We start from the raw sequence: 15,536 nt of genomic DNA, 5'->3' as shown, positions 1-15,536 counted from the left end.
TAAATTATGGCTGGAAATACCTTTGGAAAATTATTTAAACTTACTACTTTCGGAGAATCACATGGTGAAGCCTTAGGCGGAATCATCGATGGTTGTCCTGCTGGAATTCAGTTAGATTTTGATGCGATTCAGCATGAAATGCAAAGAAGAAAACCAGGGCAATCAAGTATTGTTACCCAAAGAAAAGAAGCTGACGAAGTACAGTTTTTATCCGGAATTTTTGAAGGAAAAACCACAGGAACTCCGATTGGATTCATTATTCCAAATACCAATCAAAAATCAGATGATTATTCTCATATAAAAGATAGTTACCGCCCTAGCCATGCTGATTATGTATATGAAAAGAAATACGGTATTCGCGATTATCGTGGCGGTGGTCGAAGTTCAGCTCGTGAAACTGCTAGTAGAGTAGTAGGAGGCGCAGTAGCTAAGCAGCTTATTCCTGAAATTAAAATTAATGCCTTCGTTTCTTCAGTTGGTGAATTGTTTGTTAGTAAACCTTATCAAGATTTAGATTTTTCGTTAATAGAAAGTAATCCAGTAAGATGTCCAGATTTGGATACCGCCAAAAAAATGGAAGCATATATTAAAGAAGTGAAAAAACAAGGCGATACCGTTGGTGGAACAGTTACATGCGTAATTCAAAATGTACCAATAGGTTTAGGCGAACCAGTATTTGACAAACTCCATGCTGCACTTGGACAAGCTATGCTTTCAATTAATGCTGTAAAAGGTTTTGAATATGGTAGTGGTTTCTGCGGTGCAAAAATGAAAGGAAGCGATCATAATGATTTATATAATGCGGACGGAACTACAAAATCAAATCTTTCTGGTGGAATTCAAGGTGGAATTTCAAATGGAATGGATATTTACTTCCGAGTTGCTTTTAAACCCGTAGCTACTTTAATTCAAAAGCAAGAAGTGCTAACCAATACAGGAGAACTTATTGAACAACAAGGAAAAGGACGTCATGATCCCTGCGTTGTTCCAAGAGCTGTGCCAATTGTAGAAGCTATGGCTGCCTTAGTTTTAGCGGATTATTTCTTGTTTTCAAAAATAAATATTTAAAAGTTAATAATTGTGAATTTAAAGAACTTTGAATTCTCTGCATTTTCGATAATTTGATAGCGTAGCAAGAGCTTTTTTTTTAATATTCGTAATTAAATTTCATTTAATTACGAATATTATGTAAATAACTGCTAATTAATTGCTGATATGTTTTTTCAGGAAAATTTTGTGTATTTTTATTTAAACTAAAAAACATAATAAAATGAAAAAAACTTTACTATTAACCTCTTTACTTTTTTCAACTGTTATTTATTCCCAAATCCTTCAAAATGAAAATTTTGATGGTCTAAATGTAGGTAATGTTGGAACAAATCTTGAAGGAGTACTTCCTGGTCAAGGCGATTTTTTAACGTATATAGCGTTAGCTGGTGATAATTCAAATTTTCAAATTGTCACAGAAGGTAGCGGAAAAGCACTACAAATTACAGGGTCCACTAATGCATCTAATGCACGATTTATGTGGAAGAATGGCTTGGCTGATGTTTGGGAGACACGGACTACTGGTAATGATGTCATAAACATAGAATTTGACTTACACACAGGAGCAGCAACGACTAGTAAAAGTAGTCAAAATCTTTACCTTTATGATGAAAGTGGAATGAAGACCTTAGTAGGTCTTACATTTACAGCCGCTACAAAAACGCTGAGAGGTGTTTGTTATTTGGATAATGCAGGAACATTAGGCAATTATTCACTTAATTTGGGTGCTACTCCACTTGTTCTACCATCAAATCAGTGGGTAAGAATTGGAATGAGTTATAATAAAATAACAGGACAAGTAAAGTGGAAAGGACCAGGATTTTATGGTTCATTTGATGGAGCAGCAACTGGAACTGACCCAGCTGAAATTGATTTTATACTCTCGCCAGGAACTGGTAATACAGTTGCCTATGTTGGTAAATTTGATAATTTTATCGCGTTTGCTGATGATGTCGAAGATCTTTTGGGAGCTACCGATTTTGCTGAACCAAGTAAATTAGAGCTTATTAGTTTATTCCCTAATCCTGCTTCTACTGTTATAAATTTATCATCTACTAACAATTTAAGTCTTGAAAAATTTACTATTATTGATATTAATGGAAGAACAATAAAGTCAATTGACGCGAGTGGGGTTGATGCATCAATTGATGTTTCAGATCTAAATGCCGGAGTTTATTTTTTAAACATTCAAACAACTGAAGGTAATTCTACTAAAAAGTTTATCAAACAATAAGTTATTTTCATATCGCAACTAAAATGAATATTTTAAAGAGACTATTATTTACAATAGTCTCTTTTTTGTTTTAAAAATTTTATCTGATTCAATATGCCTTATTTTTCCTGAATCTCTTACTCTATTGATCAGCAGTAAATCATTCGAATATTTTGCCCAATTATTTATGAGCTTATATATATAATTTCTTTATAAATAAATTCCATAACGAAATATAATTACGTCTGTATTATATAATTTACTAAATTTATATTGTTTTGTTTTTAAATCATTAAATTGTAGCTATGAAAAATTTACTTCCGAATGAATATGCATCTTATTACGCTTCTTACATCGATTTAGTGCCAGAGCAAGATATTGTGAAAGGATTAAATAGACAAAAAGAGGAACTATTGCATTTTTTTAAGGCTATTCCTGTATTTAAGCAAGAGTACGCTTATGCAGAAGGTAAATGGACCATTAAAGATATTTTGTTGCATCAGATAGACACTGAAAGGATTTTTGCGTACAGAGCTTTGCGAATAGCAAGAAATGATAAAGCGGCTTTGAGTGGTTTTGATGAGAATGATTATGTAAGATTTGCAAAAGCAAATGATAGAGAATACGAAAGTTTACTTCAGGAGTATGCTTTAGTTAGAGATGTAACTATAAACTTATTTAAAAACTTTGATAAAAATACTTTGTTAAATACTGGAACAGCATCTAATAGTAATTTTTCGGTGCGAGCAATAGGTTATATTATATTAGGACATCAATTGCACCATAAAAATGTCATAATTGAACGATATTTATAATAAAATAGGGAATTCTAGTGAATTCCCTATTTTATATATTTAATCTTCGTCCTCGTCTTCATCTGGATCGTCTGAACTTTCCTCTTCATCATCTTCTTCGTCTTCGTCATCTTCAAGATCCAGATCCAGATCTTTTAAGCCAGGAATTTTGTCCACTACAACTTCTTCTTCGATAATATCATCTTCGTCGTAATTTTCAATTCTATCGGCTAATTTAGTGCTGACTTTTACTAAATAAATAGTATCGTCTGTACGAACTTCAACAGCTTCAATTGTTTCGTTCTTAGCATTTTTAAATCGGATGATATCTGAATCATCATAACTATCAGGAAATTTCTCAACTAGTAAGGCTAAGATTTCGTTTGTTAATTTAGCGTAATCAACAATAACTCTTTTCATTGGGTGGAATTTTATTCTTGGATTTTCGTCAAATGTAATATCCTTAATTTATATTTTCAAGGAAATTCGAATATTTTTTCTAAAAATTTTACCAACCTAAAATGTAAGCAAACATTAAAGGCGCAACTATCGTAGCGTCAGACTCTACGATGAATTTTGGTGTGTCAATATCCAATTTTCCCCAAGTGATTTTTTCGTTTGGAACTGCTCCAGAGTATGAACCATAGCTCGTTGTTGAGTCAGAAATCTGACAGAAGTAACTCCAAAACGGCACATTCTCTACTTCTAGGTCTTGATCTAACATCGGAACTACACAAATAGGGAAGTCTCCTGCGATACCACCACCAATTTGGAAGAAACCAATTCCTTTACCAGCACAGTTTTTTGGATACCAATCTGCTAACCACATCATGTATTCAATTCCACTTTTCATTGTAGTAGGTTTGAATTCTCCTTTGATACAATATGAAGCAAAAATATTACCCATTGTACTATCTTCCCATCCTGGAACTACTATTGGAATGTTTTTCGCAGCAGCAGCTAACATCCAAGAATTTACTGGATCAATTTCATAATATTGCTCTAAAACACCAGAATTTAGCATTTGATACATAAATTCATGTGGAAAAAAGCGTTCACCACTTTTATCTGCTTTGTTCCAAATATCAAATAAATGCTGTTGTAATCTTCTGAATGCTTCTTCTTCTGGTATACAAGTATCAGTTACACGATTAAAGTGATTGTCTAACAATTCTCTTTCTTGTGCAGGCGTTAAATCTCTGTAGTTTGGAATTCTTTTGTAAGATTTATGAGCAACTAAGTTCATAATGTCTTCCTCAAGATTTGCTCCTGTACAAGATATAATGTGCACTTTGTCTTGGCGAATCATTTCGGCTAAAGATTTTCCTAATTCAGCAGTACTCATTGCACCTGCCAAAGTAATCATCATTTTTCCGTTATCTAATAAATGCTCTTCATATCCTTTTGCAGCATCTACTAAAGCTGCAGAGTTAAAATGAAGATAATGTTCTTCAATAAACTGACTAACTGGTCCTTTACTCATTATATTTTGTTTTTATTGTTCTTTCTTTCTATTATATCCTAAAATTGATAAGACGTCTTCGGCTTTTTGTTGCTCAGAGAAAACTTCTGTTGCAATAATACCATTTTTATCTTTATCAATCAATATATGTTTTGGTTGTGGTAAAATACAGTGGCTTAATCCACCAAATCCACCGATTGTTTCTTGATAGGCGCCCGTATTAAAGAATCCAATATATAAAGGTTTCTCTTTGTTGTATTTTGGCAAATAAACAGCATTCATATGTTGTTCAGAGTTGTAATAATCATCTCCATCACAGGTTAATCCTCCTAAAAGAACACGCTCGTAAGTTTCATTCCAACGGTTTAAAGCAAGCATAACAAAGCGTTTGTTAATTGCCCACGTATCTGGAAGCGTGGTAATAAATGACGAATCAATCATGTTCCAGTTTTCTCTGTCGTTTTGTTTCTTCTGATATAAAATTTGGTACAAAGCACCACCAGCTTCGCCAACAGTAAATGATCCAAATTCCGTAAAAATGTGAGGAACCGGAATTTCCGCATCATCACAAGCAATTTTAATTTGATTTAAGATCTCATCTACCATGTACTGGTAATCATAATCGAAAGCTAATGTATTTTTAATTGGAAATCCACCACCAATATTCAAGCTGTCTAGTGAAGGACATTCTTTTTTTAATGCGATATATACTTTCAAACATTTTAAAAGTTCATTCCAGTAGTAAGCTGTATCTCTAATTCCTGCATTAATAAAAAAGTGTAACATTTTTAGTTCTACTTTCTTATTTTCTTGAATTTGTTTTCTGTAAAATGGAACAATGTCCTTATAACCAATCCCTAAACGAGACGTGTAGAATTCAAATTTAGGCTCTTCTTCCGCAGCAATACGAATTCCGATTTTGAATTTACCATCAATTTGTTCTTGTAATAAATCTAATTCCTCGTAATTATCAATTACTGGAATTGTGTTTTTGTGGCCATTGTTAATTAAACGAGCAATGTTTGTAACATATTGAGCACGTTTAAAACCGTTACAAACTACAAAAGTGTTTTTGTTGATTTTTCCTTCTGCCATTAAATTTTCAACAATGTCAATGTCAAAAGCAGAAGAAGTTTCAATGTGAATATTATTTTTTAAAGCTTCATTCAAAATGAATTCAAAATGAGAACTTTTTGTACAATAGCAATAGAAATACTTAGCATCGTAATTATGCTTTTCCATTGAATTTCTAAACCACATTTTAGCTCTATTGATATTTTGAGATATCTTAGGTAAATAAGTGAATTTCAATGGCGTACCATATTGTTCAACTAATTTCATCATGTCGATGCCGTGAAACTGAAGTTCATCTTTGTTTAACGTAAATTCTTCTTGAGGAAAGTAAAAAGTTTGATTGATTAAATCGTAGTATTTAGTGTTCATTTTGAATAGTAATAATTATGAATAAAAAAAATTGAAACATTGTATTGCTAATTACAATATTCAAACCCTAAGATTTGCATATCGAATGGGTAATTTACCACTAAACATCTTCGATAGCTGAAATAAATCATTAATATGTGTTGCGAAAATAGAAAAAATAAAACGTCCGATAAAAGAAATGTCACCACTTCCATTATTCATCGTTCTTGTCCGATTCGTGTTATTTCTACTTTCTTTCATTCCTGCAAAGTTAAAAAAATAAAATAGCAAAAAAAGTAAAGTTGAAGCAAAAATATTTTATTGCAAATAATCTTCAAATGCTTTATGAATCAAAGCGTTGTCTGCTTCTTCATTGATTTTTATTTCACCTATTCCAGACAATAATGCAAATTGAACTTTTCCGAACTCATTTTTCTTATCATAAATCAATAATTCAATGATTTTTTCGAGATCAGATTCAGTAAAATCAATACGTTCAAAGATATCGCTAATAACGTATTTTATTTCTTGATATTCTTCATTAGTTAGTAATCCTTTTTCCTTTGAGATGTAACTTTCTAATATCATTCCTACAGCAATTGCTTCACCATGTAAGAGTGTAGTTTTAGTTTCATCTTCTAAGAAATAACTTTCAATAGCATGACCTAAAGTATGGCCAAAATTCAATGCTTTTCGAATTCCTTGTTCTGTTAAGTCCTCAGAAACAATATTATTTTTTATTTGAATAGATTGATGAATTAACGCGTTCAAATCATCTGTATCTAAATCTTTTAAGTTTTTGAATTTATCCCAATATGCTTTATCGAAAATCAATCCGTGTTTCAACATTTCAGCTAAACCAGAACGCATTTCGTTTTGCGGTAACGTGCTTAAAAAATGAGTGTCAACTACAACTGCTTTTGGTTCGCGAATTATTCCGATTTGATTTTTTAGGTTACCTAAATCAACTCCATTTTTTCCACCGATTGAAGCATCGACCATCGACAATAATGTAGTAGGAATATTTATAAAATCAATACCTCTTTTAAATGTACAAGCTACAAATCCACCTAAATCTGAAACAACGCCACCACCTAAATTTAAGATCATACTTTTGCGATCTGCTCCTAAGTCAGATAATGCACCCCAAACTTCAGTACAAGTAGCAATGTTTTTGTTGATTTCACCTGCTTCAAGTTCAATAATTTCAATTGCAACTTCTGTCGCCAAATTATTTAGCAAATGTGGTAAGCAATGTTCTGATGTATTTTCATCGACTATAATAAATAGTTTAGAATATTGAGTTGGAACAAGCATCGAAGCTAATATTTCATAACCTGATGAATCAAAATAAACACTATAATTAGTTGCGTCAATAGTTTGCATGATAAAGCTTAAATTTTATTGCAAAATAAGGTCTTTTTTATTTAAATTCACAAAAACTGCTGTATATTTGTGTCACTTTTTATTAAAAACACAATGGATAAAATATTTAACAATACAGAAATCGCTTTTTCCCTAAAAAGTGATACCGAATTAGAAAGAGCCTCATTTCTATTCAAACTTATTGCCAGCCAACCTCTTGTTAAAATAGGCACTGCAGTTACAAATTTTGCTTTAAAAGCGCATTTGCCAGTTGAAGGATTAATTCGTTCAACGGTTTTCGATCATTTTTGTGGTGGAATAAACGAAAATGACTGTCTTAGAGTTGTTGACAATATGTTTACTAAAGGCGTTTCGTCTGTTTTAGATTACTCGGTAGAAGGTAAAGAAGAAGACGCTCAGTTCGATGCTGCTTTGGCGATGACTTTAAAAACTATTGAATTTGCGAAAGAACGTGAAGCAATTCCATTCGCAGTTTTCAAACCAACAGGTTTTGGTCGTACTGATTTATATATTAAAGTGGGTGAAAAAGCTACTTTAACTCCTGCAGAACAAGAAGATTGGAATCGAGTAGTGGCAAGATTTGATTTGGCATGTAAGACAGCTTTCGAAAAAGATGTTTTATTATTAATTGATGCGGAAGAGAGTTGGATGCAAGATGCAGCAGATGCAATTGTTACCAACATGATGCAAAAATATAACAAAGAAAAAGCGATCGTTTTCAATACGTTACAATTATACCGTTGGGATCGATTAGATTATTTAAAAGAGTTACACAAGAAAGCAACTGCTGAAGGTTTTTACATCGGAATGAAGTTAGTTCGTGGTGCTTATTTAGAGAAAGAAAATGAAAAAGCAGCAGAAAAAGGAGTTAAATCACCAATCTGTGTAACTAAAGAAGCAACAGATATAAATTATGATGCAACCGTTTTATACATGATTGAAAATCTAGATAGAATGTCCATTTTTGCTGGAACGCATAATGAAGAAAGCTCGTATATGTTAATGGAATTGATGCAACAAAGAGGAATTGCAAAGAATGATAAACGTATCTTTTTTGGTCAATTACTTGGAATGAGTGATAATATTAGTTTCAATTTAGCTGCTAATGGTTACAATGTTGCGAAGTATTTACCATTTGGTCCTGTTAGAGATGTTATGCCGTACTTAATTAGAAGAGCTGAAGAAAATACTTCTGTAGCTGGACAAACTAGTAGAGAGTTGACATTAATTAAGAAAGAGAAAGAGAGAAGAAAACTATAATTTTCTGCTATAATTTCATTGAAAATCAAAAAAAACGCTGGTAATAACCAGCGTTTTTCGTTTATATATTATTTTAATTTAGTGGGATTTACTTAATTACTTTGCCTTAAGAATAATATCGATTTCATCCATTATTTTAGTTTCCGGTGAATAATTTGGATAAATTAGAACTTCATCTTTAAAATAATATTTCATTTCACGGTTTCTATTGCCACGCCACTTAATTATTTCCACATAAATAATTTTTGAATCTTTTATATAGATGTGCCAATCTTCTATTTTTTTTCTTTGCAATTGTCTATAGCAAACTCTTATTGTCTGATTATTATATTTTGTAGTTTGGGTGAAGCTATATAATGGATTCTGCGGTTTTGTTCTTTTAGAATGGGAAGCTAGCGTTATTCCATACTGTAACTCATCGTCACTATCATTAGCGATGCTATCTGTTAGTTGGACGTAAATATCTATAATGTTTATTTCGGGCGAGACTTTGTTGTTCTGAGCAACTATAAACAAGGGTAATAAGAATACTAAAACTTTTAGTTTTATTATTTTATATTATTATTTTTTTCTGTAAAAAAGCACTTAGTTAATTCTTTCTAAATTTCGGTATAAAAACAAATTACTATTCAAATGTAATTATAATTTCATTTTACAATCATTTTTTAATAGTAATTTATGAATTTAGAATTGTTCTCAAAAAAAAGCCAAAAAAAAACGCTGGTTAATACCAACGTTTCTTGTTTTTCTTAGAAGCTTCCGATTTTCTTGATTTTGAATCCGGATTCATCTTATTTTTATCTTTATTTCTTAAATCGGGTTTTGCATCCGGATTTACTTCTTCATCTTTCCAAGTATATTCGTGATCTGTAACCACTTTGACTTTCATTCGAATTAATTTCTCGATATCTTGCCAATATTCTTTCTCGTCTTTTCCACAAAATGAAATTGCCAATCCTGAATTTCCAGCACGACCGGTACGACCGATTCGGTGAACGTAAGTCTCAGAAATATTAGGAATATCAAAATTAATTACAAACGGAAGTTGTTCAATGTCAATTCCTCTAGCCGCAATATCAGTTGCTACTAAAATATCAATTTCTTGGTTTTTAAATTGCTCTAAAACACGTTGTCTCGCATTTTGAGATTTATCTCCGTGAATTGCTTCGGCTTTGATATGAGCTTTCTTTAATACTTTTACAATATTATCAGCGCCATGTTTGGTTCTTGTAAAAACCAAAGCATTACTCAAACTTTCTTGAATTATTAATTGTTTTAACAACAAACGTTTGTCGTCTTTGTTTACAAAATAAACTTTTTGAGCTACGTTTTCAGCTGTACTAGAAACAGGAGTTACCGAAATATATTTAGGTTTAGTTAATATCGTATCAGCTAATTCTCTAATTGCTAAAGGCATAGTTGCTGAAAACAACAACGTTTGTCTGTTATCCGGAGTTAATTTAATGATCTTTTTTACATCATTAATGAAACCCATATCTAACATTTGATCCGCTTCATCTAACACTAAATGGTGTAAGTGATCTAAATCAATAAAGCCTTGTTTGTGTAAATCTAATAGTCTTCCTGGAGTTGCGATTAAAACATCAACACCATTTTTTAATTCGTTTACTTGTGACATTTGGTTTACACCACCAAAAATAACTAATGATTTCACATTGGTATATTTTCCGTAAGTCTTGAAACTTTCGTCAATTTGAATCGCTAACTCACGAGTAGGCGTAACCACAAGTGTGCGAATGTGTTTTGCTTTTTTTGCTGAACCCACAATGCGGTGGATTAAATTTAAGATTGGAATAGCAAATGCGCCAGTTTTTCCTGTTCCGGTTTGGGCACACGCTACTAAATCTTGTCCCAATAAAATTTCGGGAATTGCTTGCTCTTGAATAGGTGTTGGGTTTGTATAACCTTCTTCTTCTAAAGCTTGCTGAATGGTAGGATATAATTTTAAATCGTTAAATGTCATATAATATAATTAGTCTTATTGAATATTTTCAATAATTGTACAAAGGTAGTATTATTTTAGTTATTCTTTTAAACTGATTTTGCTTTCATAAAATCAGTAATCATCGCGGCAATTAATTTTCCGGTCAAATGGTTGTTTTTTGAATCGTCTAAATCGGGCGCGCCTTCACATATATGCAAATAGGAAGCATTTTGATGTTTCCCGAAGTAATATAAGTAATGTCTTGCTTTATCAACACTAAATCCACTTAATGTCATGGCGCTAGACGGAATATTTGGAATTGCATCCAAATCCAACTCTACTCCAAAAGGTTCATTTTTAATGAATTCTAGCGCATTTTCTAATTCGGCTTCAAAAGATTTTTCTCGTTTTACTTCAATCTCTTCATATGTTACGTATTTAACTCTTGAATTAAGATCTTTTAACGTGTTAAAAACACTTTTTGAAACGAAGTTTTCATGCAACCCGAAAACAAAATATTTTTTCAAAAATCCATCTTCATAAGCATAACTAAAGCCGTTACCGGAATGTCTGCCTTCCATGGTTCTAAAGTCGGTATGGGCGTCGAAGTTGATTGCATTTACAGGTTTTCCTTTGGCAAGAGCCAAACCTTTTATATTTCCGTAAGCGTTGTTATGTCCGCCACCTATTATGATAGGAATTTTTCCAGCTTTTACGATTTGGTGAACAATATGCGAAACTTCGATATCAATTTTTTCCACTAAATCAAAAAGCTCTTTTCTTTCTTCTTTATTTTTTGGATCTAAATCATTTGCGATTTTCATCTCTTCGGACCAATCCAAATGACCTAAAATTAGTAAATTACTGCCTTTACAGAATTTATTATGCTGAATATTTACTAAATTTTTTAACGCACTTTCGTAAGCAGAAGCAGCGCCAGCACGACCTAAATTTGCTCTAATTCCTATGTCTTCAGGAATACCAATAAGGACAAATTTAGCATCACACGAACTCATAAATTCAACAATATCAGCGTCTTTAGGTACAGTTATTATTTTCTCTCCAAACTTAATTTCACCACTGCGATGATTTGTAATTTTGGCTAATTCGTTTTGGCTTAGTAGGATTATTTTTTCCATAAAATGTAGTAATAGGCTTATCAAATGTACTATTTTAAAATAAATTCCGTTATATAAAATAAAAATACTTTATTAATTGTATTTTTGAAAATCAAATTAATCTACCAATAAAAAATTAAAATGGAAAACAATTCAAACGATTCAAAAAATTCAGGACTTAAGGCTGCCATTGTAGTTTTAGCTTTATTACTTTTAGGAAGCGCTGGCTACATTTACAAATTAACCTCAGACAACAAAGAAATCATCAACGGACTACATACTGAAAAAAGTGTATTAGCAGATGAATTAAAAGCTAAAATTGCAGAATATGATATCATGATTTCTGACAATACAGCATTGAAAGAAGAATTACAAGCTGAGCAGCTTAAAATGGTTGAACTTTTAGGAGAAGTTGAAAAATCTAAAGGCGACGCTGCATCAATGGCAAAATACAAGGGATCATACCTTAAATTAAAAGGTGAAATGGATAATTTAGTTGCAGAGAACAAATTGTTAAAAGCACAAAATGTTACCTTAACTTCAAGTTTAGATAGTACTAATGTAGTATTAGACGATGCAAAAAGATTTAATGACACATTGTTAACGCAAAACGAAAGCTTAACTAGAACAGTGGAGAAAGCTGCTAAATTAGCCGTATTGAACTTAAAAGTTTTAGCAGTAAAAGAAAGAAGTTCAGGAAAACAAGTGGAAACAACGAAAGCTAAGAAAGCTGACAAATTGAAAGTAAGTTTCTTAATTGCTGAAAATCAAATTGCTAAAAATGGTAGTAGAGATTATTATGTTCAAATCATTGATACTAAAGGAAATATTATTGGCGAAAAAGCTACAATTCCTGCAGGAAATCAAACTTTAACGTATAGCTTTATTTCTACAGTAAAATATGATAACAAGTCAGTGCAAGTAAACGAAGAAGTGGCTGGTGAAGATTTTGCACCAGGAACGTATTTTGTAAATGTATTTGACAAATATTTCGAATTAGTTTCAAAAACAAGTTTCAATTTAAAATAATAAATTAAGCAGTTTTTAAAAATACAAAATCCCGATAAGTTTCATGCTTATCGGGATTTTTTTTTGATCAAATTTTAAATTCGTATACTATATTTAGGATTAAATAAATTTTCCTTCAATCATTACTTTATCTATTAAATTAGTGCCGAAAGAATAAGGTAACTCATAATAACTAGTTAAAGGTTGTGTTAATAAAATATTAGCCTTTTTCCCTTTTGTGATACTTCCATGAGTAGCGGAGATTCCCATCGCGTAAGCCCCATTTATAGTTGCAGCGTTAATTGCCTCTTCGGGTGTCATTTTCATTTTGATACAAGCTGTAGCCACTACAAAATTCATGTTTCCAGATGGAGTAGTGCCGGGATTGTAATCTGAGGCTAAAGCTAAAGGCAATCCTGCATTCATCATTTTTCGTGCTGGTGTATAAGGAATACTAATAAAATAGGAACAACTAGGTAAAGCAACCGGCATGGTATTGCTATCTTTTAAAACAGCAATATCTTCATCCGTTACAATTTCTAAATGGTCAACTGACAAAGCGCCTTGTTCCACACATGCTTTAATACCACCTATTGCAGTAAATTGATTGACATGAATTTTCGAAATTAAGCCGTATTTTTTTCCAACTTCCATAATTTTAATGGTTTCTTCCACAGAAAAATAGCCCGTTTCTAAAAATGCGTCAATGTAATCGGCTAATCCTTCTGTAGCAATTTTAGGAAGCATTTCGTTGATGATTAAATCAATATAAGCTTTATGATCTTCTTTATATGCTTCAGGAAATGCATGAGCTCCTAGAAAAGTGGCTTTAATGGCAATTGGATAATTTTCTTTCAAACGTTTGATTACGCGAAGCATTTTTAATTCGCCTTCAACCGTTAAACCATAACCCGATTTAATTTCAACCGCTCCAGTTCCTTGTTGCATTACTTCTTCCAACCGTAATTTTGATTGTTCGTAAATTTCATCTTCTAAAGTTTCATTTAGTTTTGTTGCTGAATTTAAAATTCCACCACCACGGTTAAAAATTTCTTCATAGCTTAAACCATTAATTCGATCCACGAACTCTTGAATTCTGTTTCCGGCATAAACAATATGAGTGTGACTGTCAACCCAAGTAGGAAGAATAACGCGTCCCGAAGCATCGATAATAGTCGCATCAGTAGTTTTCGGGCAGTTTTCCATTGGACCAAAATCAACAATCAGATCATTCTCTATTAGTAAGAAAGCATTATCAATTTTCGGTAAGATAGCCATTGCTGAACCCGATACTTTATCAATATTTGCGGGTCTAACTTGTAAAAGTTCTTTTATATTGGTGAATAACGTTTGCATTTTGAAATATTTTTCAGTAAAAATACTGCTCCTTTTTAAAAACTCCTATCTTTATATAAAATTTGTTCGTTTTGAGAAAAATCAGATATAAAAAGGGAAGAAAAGTACAACCAAGTACTTTAGAATATACAGGAATCCATAGAGATACGGTTACTGAAATGCAATTATTTTTATATAATGCAGATACAATTAAAGAAATCAAACATTTAAAATTATCAGAAATTGATGGTTTAAATGATGTTTCAAAAACGACATGGATTAATGTGCACGGTTTGAATAATCCAGAAGTAATTGACGCAATATGTCAAAAGTTTGAAGCTGATAGTTTTATAATTGGGGATATTTTAAACACCACAAAACGTACTAAATTAGAGGAATATCAGGATATTTTATTTTTCAATGTAAAATCAATTTTGCCATTAAAAGATTCAGATGCAATTGGTTTTGAACAGATTAGTTTTATATTAAAAGACAACGTTTTATTATCCTTTCAAGAAAAAAGAAGTGATTATTTCACGCACATACGCGAACGTATTGTAAGTAACTCGGGTGTTGTTCGTGCAAAAAAAGCAGATTATTTGCTGTATCTGTTACTGGATGCGATTATTGAAAATTTTTATATTACGATAGAAAGCGAAGAAGAAAATGTAGATGAAATAATAATTTTATCAAAAACCAGCACAAAACCCGAAGTATTAGAAATGATTGAGAAACATCGTGATAATTTTAATTTCTTAAAACGCTCAATCATTCCATTAAGAGATTCGTTGTATTTGATTAAAAGCATGAAAGATGATCACGTATTCAATGATATTGAACCTCAGAATTATTCATACTTTGCGCGTTTGCACCAAAAGTGTTTGGAATTGCTTGAGCAAATTGAATCTGATTTAATTACTTTAGAAAGTGCTTCGAGTTACTTTTTTTCAGCACAAAATCATAAAATGAATCAGGTAATGAAGACATTAACATTAGTTTCAATGTTTTTCTTACCCTTAACTTTTATTGTTGGTGTTTACGGAATGAACTTCAAAAATTTTCCTGAACTAGAGTGGGAGTATGGCTATTATATTATTTGGGGAATTATGATTGCAATAGTACTATTTATGTTTGTCTATTTCAAAAAGAAGAATTGGTTTTAAAGCTTATAAAATAATTAGTGTTTATATTGGTATAAATAAATATTACGCTTACCTTTGAAAAAATTCATAAATTCCGGAAAAAATTATGTTTGAATTTCAACAGTACCTAGGGTTTTTACTTTTCTTAACCGTTTTAACAATCGGTTTTTGGTTGATGATTTTCTTAGTAGGATTTGTTCAATATTGGTTGGGCGGTGCTATTGTAGAATTGATCAAAGAGAAAAGAGCAAAAAAACGAGCTGAACAAGAAAATTAAATTTTTTAGTTCTTAAAAATAAGGTCCCGATAATTCGGGACTTTTTTATTTTATATATTTGTCTTGTCCTGAAATAGCGATACACAAAAAGTATCCTTATGAAAGCACAAGAAGAACCACGCTATGT

The 15,536-nt window shown here is 31.7% G+C and carries 15 protein-coding genes; 7 read left to right on the top strand and 8 right to left on the bottom strand.

Annotation, left to right across the window (positions count from 1 at the left end):
* The first annotated feature begins 6 nt into the window (after positions 1-6).
* The 3 genes from aroC (at position 7) to ACFSX9_RS09885 (ending at position 3,075) form a co-directional block, all read left to right on the top strand.
* On the top strand, positions 7-1,068 hold the full coding sequence (aroC, locus tag ACFSX9_RS09895; protein WP_379807195.1) for a chorismate synthase: 1,062 nt from the start codon (positions 7-9) through the stop codon (positions 1,066-1,068).
* A 202-nt stretch (positions 1,069-1,270) separates the two neighbouring features.
* Positions 1,271-2,281, top strand: a complete 1,011-nt coding sequence (locus tag ACFSX9_RS09890) for a T9SS type A sorting domain-containing protein (protein WP_379807193.1) — start codon at positions 1,271-1,273, stop codon at positions 2,279-2,281.
* 284 nt (positions 2,282-2,565) lie between these two features.
* Complete coding sequence (locus ACFSX9_RS09885) at positions 2,566-3,075, top strand: DinB family protein (protein WP_379807191.1); 510 nt, start codon at positions 2,566-2,568, stop codon at positions 3,073-3,075.
* 39 nt (positions 3,076-3,114) lie between these two features.
* Here ACFSX9_RS09885 and ACFSX9_RS09880 read toward each other — a convergent pair whose 3' ends face one another.
* From ACFSX9_RS09880 to aroB, 4 genes are all read right to left on the bottom strand, one after another.
* A complete protein-coding gene (locus ACFSX9_RS09880) occupies positions 3,115-3,474 on the bottom strand; it encodes a DNA primase (protein WP_379807189.1) in 360 nt (119 codons plus the stop codon).
* Between the two features lie 88 nt (positions 3,475-3,562).
* Positions 3,563-4,537 (bottom strand): deoxyhypusine synthase family protein, encoded by a 975-nt coding sequence (locus ACFSX9_RS09875; RefSeq protein WP_379807187.1) that lies wholly within the window; start codon positions 4,535-4,537, stop codon positions 3,563-3,565.
* A 12-nt stretch (positions 4,538-4,549) separates the two neighbouring features.
* Positions 4,550-5,959, bottom strand: coding sequence for a type III PLP-dependent enzyme domain-containing protein (locus tag ACFSX9_RS09870; RefSeq protein WP_379807185.1), 1,410 nt, complete (start codon positions 5,957-5,959; stop codon positions 4,550-4,552).
* Between the two features lie 297 nt (positions 5,960-6,256).
* Complete coding sequence (gene aroB, locus ACFSX9_RS09865) at positions 6,257-7,324, bottom strand: 3-dehydroquinate synthase (protein ID WP_379807183.1); 1,068 nt, start codon at positions 7,322-7,324, stop codon at positions 6,257-6,259.
* 93 nt (positions 7,325-7,417) lie between these two features.
* Here aroB and ACFSX9_RS09860 point away from each other — a divergent pair, with 93 nt between their 5' ends.
* Positions 7,418-8,584, top strand: a complete 1,167-nt coding sequence (locus ACFSX9_RS09860; RefSeq protein WP_379807181.1) for a proline dehydrogenase family protein — start codon at positions 7,418-7,420, stop codon at positions 8,582-8,584.
* Positions 8,585-8,680: 96 nt separating this feature from the next.
* On the opposite strand, the gene ACFSX9_RS09855 is transcribed toward ACFSX9_RS09860, so the two are convergent.
* The 3 genes from ACFSX9_RS09855 to ACFSX9_RS09845 all read right to left on the bottom strand — a co-directional run bounded on the left by ACFSX9_RS09855 (position 8,681) and on the right by ACFSX9_RS09845 (position 11,668).
* Positions 8,681-9,100: a hypothetical protein gene (locus tag ACFSX9_RS09855; RefSeq protein ID WP_379807179.1), complete on the bottom strand. Its 420-nt coding sequence runs from the start codon at positions 9,098-9,100 to the stop codon at positions 8,681-8,683.
* Positions 9,101-9,308: 208 nt separating this feature from the next.
* Positions 9,309-10,568 (bottom strand): DEAD/DEAH box helicase, encoded by a 1,260-nt coding sequence (locus ACFSX9_RS09850; protein ID WP_379807177.1) that lies wholly within the window; start codon positions 10,566-10,568, stop codon positions 9,309-9,311.
* A 68-nt stretch (positions 10,569-10,636) separates the two neighbouring features.
* The gene (locus tag ACFSX9_RS09845) at positions 10,637-11,668 is read right to left on the bottom strand and encodes a formimidoylglutamase (protein ID WP_379807175.1); all 1,032 of its coding nucleotides are present in this window, start codon (positions 11,666-11,668) and stop codon (positions 10,637-10,639) included.
* A gap of 120 nt (positions 11,669-11,788) precedes the next feature.
* Between ACFSX9_RS09845 and ACFSX9_RS09840 the strand changes: the two genes are divergently transcribed.
* A complete protein-coding gene (locus tag ACFSX9_RS09840; protein ID WP_379807173.1) occupies positions 11,789-12,676 on the top strand; it encodes a hypothetical protein in 888 nt (295 codons plus the stop codon).
* A gap of 99 nt (positions 12,677-12,775) precedes the next feature.
* Here ACFSX9_RS09840 and hutI read toward each other — a convergent pair whose 3' ends face one another.
* Positions 12,776-14,011: an imidazolonepropionase gene (gene hutI / locus ACFSX9_RS09835; RefSeq protein WP_379807171.1), complete on the bottom strand. Its 1,236-nt coding sequence runs from the start codon at positions 14,009-14,011 to the stop codon at positions 12,776-12,778.
* 71 nt (positions 14,012-14,082) lie between these two features.
* Between hutI and corA the strand changes: the two genes are divergently transcribed.
* Both corA and ACFSX9_RS09825 read left to right on the top strand, forming a co-directional pair.
* On the top strand, positions 14,083-15,153 hold the full coding sequence (corA, locus tag ACFSX9_RS09830; protein ID WP_379807169.1) for a magnesium/cobalt transporter CorA: 1,071 nt from the start codon (positions 14,083-14,085) through the stop codon (positions 15,151-15,153).
* A gap of 85 nt (positions 15,154-15,238) precedes the next feature.
* The gene (locus ACFSX9_RS09825; RefSeq protein ID WP_379807167.1) at positions 15,239-15,409 is read left to right on the top strand and encodes a hypothetical protein; all 171 of its coding nucleotides are present in this window, start codon (positions 15,239-15,241) and stop codon (positions 15,407-15,409) included.
* Positions 15,410-15,536 lie beyond the last annotated feature (127 nt).

The organism is Flavobacterium ardleyense (assembly GCF_042686085.1).
Lineage (GTDB): Bacteria > Bacteroidota > Bacteroidia > Flavobacteriales > Flavobacteriaceae > Flavobacterium > Flavobacterium ardleyense.
The sequence above is the reverse complement of the archived record's forward strand: the minus strand, read 5'-3'. Positions and strand labels throughout refer to the sequence as shown.

Bases quoted from the DNA above. Each gene is read 5' to 3' on its own strand.
- hutI (WP_379807171.1), bottom strand. From the start codon at position 14,011: ATGCAAACGTTATTCACCAATATAAAAGAACTTTTACAAGTTAGACCC.
- ACFSX9_RS09870 (WP_379807185.1), bottom strand. From the start codon at position 5,959: ATGAACACTAAATACTACGATTTAATCAATCAAACTTTTTACTTTCCT.
- ACFSX9_RS09880 (WP_379807189.1), bottom strand. From the start codon at position 3,474: ATGAAAAGAGTTATTGTTGATTACGCTAAATTAACAAACGAAATCTTA.
- ACFSX9_RS09875 (WP_379807187.1), bottom strand. From the start codon at position 4,537: ATGAGTAAAGGACCAGTTAGTCAGTTTATTGAAGAACATTATCTTCAT.
- ACFSX9_RS09845 (WP_379807175.1), bottom strand. From the start codon at position 11,668: ATGGAAAAAATAATCCTACTAAGCCAAAACGAATTAGCCAAAATTACA.
- ACFSX9_RS09850 (WP_379807177.1), bottom strand. From the start codon at position 10,568: ATGACATTTAACGATTTAAAATTATATCCTACCATTCAGCAAGCTTTA.
- aroC (WP_379807195.1), top strand. From the start codon at position 7: ATGGCTGGAAATACCTTTGGAAAATTATTTAAACTTACTACTTTCGGA.
- ACFSX9_RS09840 (WP_379807173.1), top strand. From the start codon at position 11,789: ATGGAAAACAATTCAAACGATTCAAAAAATTCAGGACTTAAGGCTGCC.
- ACFSX9_RS09825 (WP_379807167.1), top strand. From the start codon at position 15,239: ATGTTTGAATTTCAACAGTACCTAGGGTTTTTACTTTTCTTAACCGTT.
- ACFSX9_RS09860 (WP_379807181.1), top strand. From the start codon at position 7,418: ATGGATAAAATATTTAACAATACAGAAATCGCTTTTTCCCTAAAAAGT.
- ACFSX9_RS09885 (WP_379807191.1), top strand. From the start codon at position 2,566: ATGAAAAATTTACTTCCGAATGAATATGCATCTTATTACGCTTCTTAC.
- aroB (WP_379807183.1), bottom strand. From the start codon at position 7,324: ATGCAAACTATTGACGCAACTAATTATAGTGTTTATTTTGATTCATCA.
- ACFSX9_RS09890 (WP_379807193.1), top strand. From the start codon at position 1,271: ATGAAAAAAACTTTACTATTAACCTCTTTACTTTTTTCAACTGTTATT.